The sequence below is a fragment of the Enterobacter sp. BNK-18 genome (assembly GCF_047456135.1).
Classification (GTDB): domain Bacteria; phylum Pseudomonadota; class Gammaproteobacteria; order Enterobacterales; family Enterobacteriaceae; genus Enterobacter; species Enterobacter ludwigii.
This window is the reverse complement of the sequence record NZ_CP179899.1, coordinates 271715-281910: the sequence shown is the minus strand read 5'-3', so window position 1 is coordinate 281910 and position 10196 is coordinate 271715. Positions and strand designations below refer to the sequence as shown.

The following is a 10196-nucleotide window of genomic DNA, read 5'->3' as shown; positions in this document are numbered from 1 at the left end:
TGGCTCCTTAATTCAGTATCTGGACGGCTGCGCCAGGCTGTACGCGCTGGGCACCGTCGGTGATCGCTCGCTCACCGGGATGTAAGCCGGATGAAATCTCAAACTGCTGGCCAATCTGTCCGGCAATCTTCAGCGGGCGTTTTTCGGCTTTGCCTTCTGCGTTAACCACCCAGGCAAAGAATCCCTCGCCGTTTTGCTGTACCGCCGCAGCGGGTACTGTCAGCACCGGCTGCGCGCTTGCCGGACGCAGGTAGACATTCACATTGCCGCCCGGCAGCAGCTGATGGCGCGGGTTGGCGAATTCGGCGCGCAGCATCACGCTGGCGGTACGCGGGTCGATACGATTGTCCACGGAGGTCAGTTCACCGCTCAGGCGCTGACCATTGCTGTCAATCCGCGCCTGCCAGGCGCGCTTCAGGGCGCTGATATCCGCATGTTGTCCGGCTTTGGTGGCAAACGCCCCCTCTTCCAGCGCAAAGGCGATACGGATCGGATCAAGCTGCACGACATCCACCAGCACGCCGCTTGACGGGTTCACCAGGCTGCCGGCATGGAACTGGCTGTGCCCCACGCGGCCATCAATCGGCGATGTGATGCGCGTGTACGCCAGCGTCACGTTACGGGTTTCGAGGCGAGCTTTCGCCTGCTCCAGCGCAGCGCTGGCGACATCGCGCTGCATGCGCGCGTTATCCACGTCGTGACGGCTGATGGCATTGCTGTTGCCCAGGCTTTCAAAGCGTGAAAGCTGCTGCTGCGCCTGACGCAGCGTGGCTTCCGCGCTCTTTACCTCAGCCTGTGCCAGACGCACGGCGGCGCGTGGCTCGGCATCATCCAGCTCAAACAACACGTCACCTTTTTTCACGTATTGTCCGTCGCGAAAATGAACCTGGGTAATCACGCCTTCCGTGCGCGCTTTTATCTCGACGGTATGAATGGCTTCAATGCGGCCAGGCACGTGCCGTTCAGCTGCGTGGGTCGTTTGCTCCACAACCGCCACGCGAACCGGAATGGCAGCAGCAAACGCGGGTTGAAAGAGGGCGAGGAGGACAAACAGGAGCGGGAATTTCATGGGGATGTACCTCTGATGTGTTTCCCTCACCCCGGCCCTCTGCCCAATGAAAGGGAGGTCAGCATCCCCTCTCCCGGCGGGAGAGGGTTAAGGTGAGGGCAAAAGGTTATGCAGCCTTACGGAACCTGCGGGTCAGTCGCTTCTCGATTTCAACAACGAAGAACATCACCGCGGCTACCGCCAGCGTGACGAACCAGTAGCGCAGAGGCAGCGCTTCCGTACCGAAAAGCATCTGCATAAACGGCAGGTAGATGATTGCCGCCTGGAGCAGGAACAACACGCCTGTGACCAGCCAAATCCCTTTGTTCGCCAGCAGGCCACGGTTCAGGGAGAACCCTTCAGTGTTGCGGCAGTTAATCATGTATACCCACTGGGCGCAGACCAGCATCTGCAGCAGCACGGTGCGGATGAACTCCGCGCTGTGGCCGCGCGGTGCCAGCCAGGCTTCCAGCGCAAAAGCGGCGATGGCAATCATGGTCCCGACAAAGGCCACGCGCCATACGGCGTACGCATCCATCACGTGCTGTCCGGTCTGACGCGGCGGACGCTTCATGATGTTGCGCTCGGCGGCTTCAAAGGCCAGGCCAAAGGAGAGCGTGGCGGAGGTTGCCATGTTCATCCACAAAATCAGTACCGGCGTCAGCGGGATAATGTTTCCTGCCAGCAGCGCAATAACAATCAGTAACCCCTGCGCCAGGTTGGTCGGCATAATGAACAGAATGGTTTTCTTCAGGTTGTCGTAAACGCGACGCCCCTCTTTTACCGCGCTGGCGATGGTCGCGAAGTTATCGTCGGTCAGGACCATATCCGCCGCCTCTTTGGTCACTTCGGTGCCTTTGATGCCCATTGCGATGCCCACGTCCGCCTGGCGCAACGCCGGAGCGTCATTCACACCGTCGCCGGTCATGCCCACGATCTCACCCTTGTCCTGCAGGGCTTTCACCAGGCGCAGCTTATGCTCCGGGCTGGTACGGGCGAAAATGTCATATTTCACCGCGGCGTCTGCAAGCTCAGCGTCGTCCATTTTCTCCAGCTGGTAGCCCGTCACCGCCTGCTCGCTGTTGGTGATCCCGAGCATCTGGCCGATGCTCATTGCCGTCTGCGGGTGATCCCCGGTGATCATCTTCACGCGGATCCCGGCCTGCTGGCAGGCATGAATCGCATCAATCGCTTCAGGACGCGGTGGATCCATCATTGCGGCAATACCGAGGAAGATCAGCCCGTGATTCAGATCGTCATGCGTCAGCGCCTGCTCACCGTTCGCCGGTTTGAACGCCGCGGCAACCATACGCAGCCCCTGGCGTGCATAGCGCTCCATCTCGGTTTCCCAGTAAGCGCGATCGAACGCTTCAGCGCCGTTACGGGCCTGCTGCTGTTTACACAGCGCGAAAATCACGTCCGGCGCGCCGGTAATCAGGATGTGCTCCTCGTGACCAATCTGATAGTGGGTGCTCATGTACTTGTACTGCGAATCGAACGGGATCTTGTTAATCAGGGTGGTCATCACCGGCTCAAGATGCGCCTTCGCCGCCAGCACCTTCAGCGCCCCTTCGGTCGGCCCACCGGTGATGCCCCACAGACCGCGTTCGTCCTGAATCAGCTGACTGTCATTACAGAGATCGACAGTGCGCAGGTACTGCTCCAGCACGGTGCCCGGCTGGATCTGCATCGGCTCGTCGCTGCCTTCCAGGTAAATGTTCCCCACCGGCTCGTAGCTGTTACCGTCCACGCGGTAGCAACTGTCGGCAGTAATGATGGCTTTCACCGTCATCTCGTTCATGGTCAGGGTGCCGGTTTTATCCGAGCAGACCACGGTCATCGCCCCCAGGGTTTCAACCGTTGGCAGCTTGCGGATAATCGCCCGCTTGCGTGCCATCGCCTGCACGCCAAGAGAAAGGATGATAGAAATAATGGCTGGCAGACCTTCCGGCACGGAGGCGACCGCCAGGCTAATCAGAGAGAGCAGCAGCTCGCCCATGGGGATTTCGCGGAACACCAGGCTGAAGACAAACAGTGCCGCCATCATCGCCAGAATAATGGCGAAGATCGCCTTCCCCAGCTTGTCCATCTGCACCAGCAGCGGCGTACGATGCTTTTCAATACCCGCCATCATCTGGTTAATGTGGCCAAGTTCAGTCTCTTGCCCGGTGGCAATGACCACGCCAATGCCGCCCCCTGCACTCACGGTCGTACCGGAAAAGACCAGGTTAGTGCGGTCGCCCAGCGGTAATTCACCGGTCAGCGGATTAATGTGTTTATCCACCACGGTAGATTCGCCGGTCAGAATAGCCTCTTCCACGCGTAAATTATGCGCTTCGATTAAACGCATATCCGCCGGAATACGATCGCCCGCGCGTAATACAATAATATCGCCCGGGACTATTTCAGTTGTCGGTAGCGTTTCATGATTGCCATTGCGAATGACGCGCGCTTCGCTGGAGAGCATATTGCGAATACTCTTCAGGGATTTTTCCGCATTGCTTTCCTGAATATGGCCAATTAACGCGTTGATTACCGCCACACCGAGGATAACCAGCGTATCGACCCAGTGGCCCATAACCGCGGTTAATACCGCCGCGGCAAGCAGAACGTAAATCAGTACATCATTAAAATGGGCGAGAAAACGTAGCCAGGCGGGTTTGCCTTTTTTCTCCGGCAACGCGTTAGGGCCATACTGATGCAGACGTGCCTGCGCTTCAGCACGGTCGAGGCCGCTTGCCTGGCTCTGCTTGTTAGCAAGCACTTGCTCAACGGTCTGCTGATACGCCTGCCCACCAGCAGGTGGCATGTTCTGAGAGAGATTTTTTTTGGTCATCGTATTTTTCCTTCAATATACGGTGGACGGAAGCCTGAATTCCTTTCTGGCTTTAATAAATTCATTTTTAAGGCTTACGGGTAAAATTGATCTACCGCAATATAATTACTGCCGGGATATTCAAAACTAATAAATATTATTCGAATACGATGATTTTTACAAAATATTTCTAAACCAACGCTAAACGAGGAGGAACCATGTTTGGTATTTATCGCGCACGCCGCCTGGCGTTATACATTGTCGCAGCCATTGTTATTGCCACGTTAATTGGATATAGCACTTATATGTTTGTAAAATTATTTGCATGACAAGGACATTTATTTACATAACGCGATAATAATTTAATCGCTTCAGAGAGATTATTCTCTTTCTGTTATTTATTCGCAGAAAAGTGCATTTGATTTAACAAAAAACGTCTGCCGGGTTTATATTGCTTTACGTTCCGCGATGCCGGACAATGACATTTTTAACTGACGATTAACATTAAGATGAAACACCCGTTAGAATCGCTGCTCACAGCGGGGGGCATTTTGTTGATGGCCCTGCTCTCCTGCCTGCTGTTACCTGCGCCGTCGCTTGGGCTGGTGCTGGCGAAAAAGCTGATGACGATCTTCCACATGGTCGATCTTAACCAGCTGTACACCATTTTGTTCTGCGTGTGGTTTTTACTGCTTGGCGCCCTCGAATTCTTCATCCTGCGTTTCGTCTGGCGTCGCTGGTTTTCACTGGCATCGTAAGTAAAAAAAAACCGGGTGCGGCTGCGCCTTACCCGGTCGGATTTCTGCATAACGACACGTTCAGTGTGTCCGGCTGTGGTTCTCTTTGCGGTACGCGCCAGGCGGCTGGTTGAAGGTACGGGTAAAGATACGCGTAAACGTCTGCTGCGAATCAAAGCCGTAGCGCAAACAGATATCGTAGACGCGCTCGTCCGATTCACGCAGGTCACGCGCTGCCAGCAGCAGCTTGCGTTCGCGAATGTAACGCCCGAGACTTTCTCCCTTGTACTGCATAAACAAACGCTGCAGATGCCATTTCGAGTAACCCGCGTGGCGGGCGATCTCTTCGATACGTAATGGCTGGTGCAGGTTGTCGTCGATCCACTCGACGATGGTGTCGATGACTTGAGCGGAAATGGTCATACTGCTCTCCCCCTCTGCTTCTCGCTTAAACATTATTCCCACCACTCACGAAAGGTTTGCGTGGTATCACTGACGTGAACAGGTTCACCCAGCTCCGGCGTCAGTAGCCGATAATTTTTATCTTTGCTGGCCTGCGCCAGCTGGATCAGCGGATCGTTCCAGGTGTGTTTCGCCAGCACAAAGCGTCCGTTATGACCGGGCACGACAGCTTTCGCGTTAAGGTCAGCCGACGCCTGCGCCGTTTCCGCCGGCATCATGTGAATGTACTTCCAGTCCCGATCGTACTGGCCGTTTTCCATGATGGCTAAATCCACCTCGCCGAACTGCTCACCGATGGCCCTGAAGTGCGGGCCGTAACCTGAGTCTCCGCTGTAATAAACCTTCTGCGCCGGCGTGACGAACATAAAGCTCCCCCACAGGGTTTGATCGCGTTTAATCCCGCGTCCGGAGAAGTGACGTGCCGGCAGGACGTGCACCGTTAAGTCATCACTGATGCGCACCGACTGGTTCCAGTCGCGCTCGTCGATAATTTCCGGCTTCATGCCCCAGTAGCGCAGATGAGATCCAACGCCCAGCGGGGTAACCACACGTTTCACCTTCGGCAGTAACGCCCTGATGGTGGCGTAATCCAGATGATCGTAGTGATCGTGGGAGATGATCAGCAGGTCGATCTCCGGCATGTTCTGCGCATGCCAGGGATACTCGCCCGCAAAAGCTTTATTGAGGAACGAGAACGGCGCGGCATAGTTGCTGAGTACCGGGTCAATCAGAATACGTTTACCCGCCAGCTGCATATACCACGACGAGTGACCGAGCCAGACCAGCGTGTCCTGCTCCAGCGGCAGACTGGCGAGATCGGTTTTCACCAGCGGCAGCGGCTGCGCGGGACGGGCATTTTCGGTTTTGCGGGTCAGAAATTGCCACCACGCCACCAGCATATTTTGCTCGCCGGTGAAGCCCGGTGTCGGCAACGTATTGTGGAATTTCCCGTCGCGATACTGCGGGGAGGCCTCCACTTCGGTAAGCTGCGCACCCTGCGGTGGCTGGCCAAATCCAGGATTCAGGACAAAAGGTAAACTCGCAGCTGAAGCAATAATCATGACGAACACCACGCAGATGAATAGAGGCTTTTTCATATCCTGACCCAAAAACGCGCCCCATCCGATGGTTTACGCGGGTTGAACTTGATTATGAGTGAGTAAGCACTCATTATAGATATGATGATAAAGTCGTCAAGACGTTTTCGATCTTTGACATTGCGCGTTGCAGCCTGTCAAAGCTCGTGTTTCAATCAAGGTTTTTACAATTGACAGGAGGAACAATTTAGTGGCACGTCCGAAGAGTGAAGATAAAAAACAGGCCTTACTGGACGCAGCAACCGCTGCATTTGCACAGTCAGGTATTGCCGCCTCAACGGCCTTAATTGCCCGGAACGCGGGCGTCGCTGAAGGCACACTGTTCCGCTACTTTGCTACCAAAGACGATCTGCTGAATGCCCTCTATCTGCACCTAAAGCAGGATCTCTGCCAGACGATGCTGGCGGAGCTTGATCGCACGCTCACCCTCCCCAAAGAACATACCCGCAATATCTGGAACAGCTACGTGGACTGGGGCATCCGTAATCCTGTCGCTCACGCCGCCATTCGCCAGCTTGGGGTCAGCGAGAAGATCAGCGCCGAAACGGAGCAGGCCGTGCAGGAGATGTTCCCGGAGCTGCATGAACTGTGCCGTCGCGCAGTGCGCCCGGTATTTATGTCCGATGAGTTTCGTACCTTTGGTGATGCCATGTTCTTATCGCTTGCCGAAACCACCATGGAATTTGCCACCCGCGATCCGTCCCGCGCCGTCGATTTTAAAGCGCTGGGCTTTGAAGCCATGTGGCGTGGACTCGCCTCCGAGGATATTGATGGACAGTAAATCGCTGCAGGAACACGCCAAACGCGTGGCGCTGGAACTGCCGTTCACCGAACACTGCTGGCCGTTCGGGCCGGAATTTGATGTGTTTAAAGTGGGTGGCAAGATTTTCATGATTGTTGCGGTTGCTCACGGGCGACCGCATGTCAGCCTGAAATCCGAGCCGGAAAAATCCCTGTTAAACCAGCAGATCTACCGCGGCGTTGAGCCGGGGTATCATCTCAATAAAAAGCACTGGATTTCACTCTACGGCACCGACGATGTTACGCCGGAACTGGTGGCCGATCTCATCAACGATTCCTGGAATCTGGTCGTCGATAAACTGCCGAAAAAAGACCAGAAATGGATCAGGCCGCGCTGATTGTTCGTCTGAGACGAACAGATTAAGCGCTCAAAATGCACTTATCTTTTCCCGCTTCGCACGGTAATCTGCACTCCTTTTCGCGCCCGCACGCGGGCGAACTTTATCACCAGGAGTTGTTATGGATATCATTTCCGTTGCCCTGAAACGCCACTCCACCAAGGCGTTTGACCCAAGCAAGAAACTGACCGCTGAAGAAGCGGAGAAGATCAAAACCCTGCTGCAGTACAGCCCGTCCAGCACGAACTCCCAGCCGTGGCATTTTATTATTGCCAGCACTGAGGAAGGTAAAGCGCGCGTGGCCAAATCTGCGGCAGGCACTTACGTGTTCAACGAACGCAAAATGATGGACGCCTCTCATGTGGTGGTGTTCTGCGCGAAAACCGCCATGGACGATGCGTGGCTTGAGCGCGTCGTGGATCAGGAAGAGGCCGACGGTCGCTTCAACACCCCAGAAGCAAAAGCGGCGAATCACAAAGGTCGCTGCTATTTCGCCGACATGCACCGCGTGGATCTGAAAGATGACGACCAGTGGATGGCGAAACAGGTTTACCTTAACGTCGGTAACTTCCTGTTAGGCGTGGCCGCGCTGGGCCTGGATGCCGTACCCATTGAAGGTTTTGACGCCGCCATCCTCGACGCAGAGTTTGGCCTGAAAGAGAAAGGCTTCACCAGCCTGGTGGTGGTCCCGGTTGGACACCACAGCGTGGAAGATTTCAACGCCACGCTGCCAAAATCTCGCCTGCCGCTGAGCACGATTGTGACCGAGTGCTAAGACAAACGGGCCGCAACTGCGGCCCGTTTTCAATCACGCGTCATCTGCCTGGTTTCGCCATTGAGTCAGCATCTCACGCAGACGACGTTTTCTGCGTCTTCCCGATCAACACGCGCAAAAACTTACTTCTCCGCACTCCCGGCATGCCAGATCCGCTCCGCATACCGCCCTATCACCGCCAGCGACGCCGCCAGAATCAGGAAGAACACCACCTTGTTCATCCCATCCCAGAAGTATTCGAAGTAGCGGGTATAGAGGTTAATGGCGAGGAACGTCAGGCCAAACCCGCGCAGCATGCCATCGTCGGTTTTCAGACTGATGTAAATACAGAGAACCGCCGCCACCGCAAACAGCAGCGCCCACGGCAGCAACGAGGCCTGGGTCACGCTGTACCAGTTATCGATATCGTAATTACCAAATATCGACATGATCCACAGGGCGACAAAGAGATACGTCAGCCCCATCGCTTTACTGGTGGTGTAGAGATGACGGGACTGCAGCACAGCACGCAGGATCCAGCACAGGGCCAGCAGCGCGCCGCCGAAAAAGATAAAGCGCACCGGATAGTTCATCCCCAGCCAGTAAGCGCCCCAGCCGGACATATAGCCCGTCTCCGCGCCAAACCAGTTGCCAAGCGAGAGCAAGAAGAACAGCCAGACCAGCCCGGAGCGGCCGAAAAAGCCTACCAGGCCATAGACGGCACAGCCGGCCAGGAACAGGGGGGCGATGTGGCCGCTGCCGTTATCCAGCCGTTCACCCAGCTGCCAGAGCGCGATGGCGGTAAACAAGACTCCGAGGAACAAAATCGCTTCGGTACTGTAATGCCACTGCGTCTCCCGCCGCTGGCGGCTGAAGCCCCACAAATAAAACAGCACGGCCATCAGTGCCGGCAGCCCGATGCGGGCAAGGGAGGAAAAAGCGAAGAATTCGATAATGCGCGCCATCAGTTCGCTGTCCGAGAACAGGCTGCCGATGGCGATAATGACGCAGGCGAGTGCCGTCCAGAAGGCGTAGCGGCTCAGCCGCTGCCAGTCCATGGTCACGCGTTGAAGCGTACCGGCCAGCCGCTGATGGTCGTCAGCGGTTAATGTGCCTTCCTGTTGCCACTCGTTGAGTGCGCGGCGTAGCAGCCGCTCCTGTTTGCCGGTAACCTTCATTTTGCCTGCTCCGTCAGCCATTCCATTGCTCTCTCCCCGGCTTCATCCACTGGCAGATACACCAGCAACCGGGAACCGTTTCGTGGAGCAGAGTACCAGTACATCTGCTGCAGGGTAAATTCCCCAAGCTCAGGATGGGTAAACAACTTGAGCTGGTTTTCCACACCGCGCACGTCATTGCGCTGATGCCACAGATTTTTAAACTCCTCAGACACCGCAAAGAAGCGCGCCAGTTTGGCTTCCCACAACGGGTCACCCCGGTGCTCGGCCATCGCCGCCCGGAAATAGGAGACAAAGACGGGCAGCACATCGTCACGTCTGCCGAGACGGGCGCGCCATGCCGGGTGGGTGAGGAACAGATAAATACAGTTGCGGTCTTCCGGGGGGATCGCATTGAAATCGACCCCCATCAGATGACCAAAGCTGTCGTTCCACGCCACGATGTCGAAATTGGGTTTCTGAATGCTGGCCGGTTTCGGCATCAACGTATCAAGCAGGCGGCGCGTGCCTTCGCTGATCCCTTCACAGCAGGTGGCCTGCGGTGCTTCACCCGGCGGTAGCCCGGCCAGCACAAAAAGATGGCGCGCTTCGGTCGGGGTACATTGCAGCGCTTTTGCCACGGCGGCCATCACCGCGCTGGACGGATTGACGTCCCTGCCCTGCTCAAGCCAGGTGTACCAGGTCACCCCGACGTCCGCCAGCAGGGCCACCTCTTCACGGCGCAGCCCGGGCGTGCGGCGTCGACCGCTGCGCGGCAGGCCGAGCCGCTGCGGATCGAGGCTTTCGCGTCGGGCGCGTAAAAACGCACCAAGTTGTTTTCGGGTGTCATCCTTGAGCGAGACGACGGGTTCAGACATCAGCGCCATAAATCCCCCTGCATGGTAGTGCCAGTACCAGTATAAGCAAGAACTGGTACCCGTTTATCAGATCGTTGATGCTACGACCATCTGTTGAATGACGCAATGG

10 protein-coding genes are annotated in these 10196 nt (G+C 56.2%); 4 read left to right on the top strand and 6 right to left on the bottom strand.

Annotated elements, in window-relative coordinates; all coding sequences use genetic code 11:
* Positions 1–7: 7 nt before the first annotated feature.
* Complete coding sequence (locus ACMGG3_RS01335) at positions 8–1069, bottom strand: efflux RND transporter periplasmic adaptor subunit (protein ID WP_044858095.1); 1062 nt, start codon at positions 1067–1069, stop codon at positions 8–10.
* Positions 1070–1175: 106 nt separating this feature from the next.
* Complete coding sequence (locus ACMGG3_RS01330; RefSeq protein WP_047744073.1) at positions 1176–3884, bottom strand: cation-transporting P-type ATPase; 2709 nt, start codon at positions 3882–3884, stop codon at positions 1176–1178.
* Positions 3885–4372: 488 nt separating this feature from the next.
* Between ACMGG3_RS01330 and ACMGG3_RS01325 the strand changes: the two genes are divergently transcribed.
* Positions 4373–4621, top strand: coding sequence for a DUF1158 domain-containing protein (locus tag ACMGG3_RS01325; RefSeq protein ID WP_025204775.1), 249 nt, complete (start codon positions 4373–4375; stop codon positions 4619–4621).
* Positions 4622–4681: 60 nt separating this feature from the next.
* Here ACMGG3_RS01325 and ACMGG3_RS01320 read toward each other — a convergent pair whose 3' ends face one another.
* Together ACMGG3_RS01320 and ACMGG3_RS01315 are read right to left on the bottom strand one after the other, a co-directional pair.
* The gene (locus tag ACMGG3_RS01320; RefSeq protein ID WP_020885132.1) at positions 4682–5023 is read right to left on the bottom strand and encodes a RamA family antibiotic efflux transcriptional regulator; all 342 of its coding nucleotides are present in this window, start codon (positions 5021–5023) and stop codon (positions 4682–4684) included.
* A 32-nt stretch (positions 5024–5055) separates the two neighbouring features.
* Positions 5056–6159, bottom strand: coding sequence for an MBL fold metallo-hydrolase (locus ACMGG3_RS01315; protein ID WP_020885133.1), 1104 nt, complete (start codon positions 6157–6159; stop codon positions 5056–5058).
* Positions 6160–6349: 190 nt separating this feature from the next.
* Here ACMGG3_RS01315 and ACMGG3_RS01310 point away from each other — a divergent pair, with 190 nt between their 5' ends.
* The 3 genes from ACMGG3_RS01310 to nfsB all read left to right on the top strand — a co-directional run bounded on the left by ACMGG3_RS01310 (position 6350) and on the right by nfsB (position 8073).
* A complete protein-coding gene (locus tag ACMGG3_RS01310; RefSeq protein WP_020885134.1) occupies positions 6350–6940 on the top strand; it encodes a TetR/AcrR family transcriptional regulator in 591 nt (196 codons plus the stop codon).
* The gene (locus tag ACMGG3_RS01305) at positions 6930–7298 is read left to right on the top strand and encodes an MmcQ/YjbR family DNA-binding protein (RefSeq protein WP_032677586.1); all 369 of its coding nucleotides are present in this window, start codon (positions 6930–6932) and stop codon (positions 7296–7298) included. The genes ACMGG3_RS01310 and ACMGG3_RS01305 overlap by 11 nt, the downstream gene beginning before the upstream one ends.
* 121 nt (positions 7299–7419) lie before the next feature.
* The gene (gene nfsB, locus ACMGG3_RS01300; protein WP_020885136.1) at positions 7420–8073 is read left to right on the top strand and encodes an oxygen-insensitive NAD(P)H nitroreductase; all 654 of its coding nucleotides are present in this window, start codon (positions 7420–7422) and stop codon (positions 8071–8073) included.
* 122 nt (positions 8074–8195) lie between these two features.
* On the opposite strand, the gene ACMGG3_RS01295 is transcribed toward nfsB, so the two are convergent.
* A complete protein-coding gene (locus ACMGG3_RS01295; protein WP_414149903.1) occupies positions 8196–9230 on the bottom strand; it encodes a DUF2157 domain-containing protein in 1035 nt (344 codons plus the stop codon).
* Positions 9227–10096 carry a helix-turn-helix transcriptional regulator gene (locus tag ACMGG3_RS01290; RefSeq protein WP_014168966.1) on the bottom strand — a complete coding sequence of 290 codons (870 nt, stop codon included), beginning with the start codon at positions 10094–10096 and terminating at the stop codon, positions 9227–9229. Before ACMGG3_RS01290 ends, ACMGG3_RS01295 begins: the two co-directional genes overlap by 4 nt.
* Between the last annotated feature and the right edge of the window lie 100 nt (positions 10097–10196).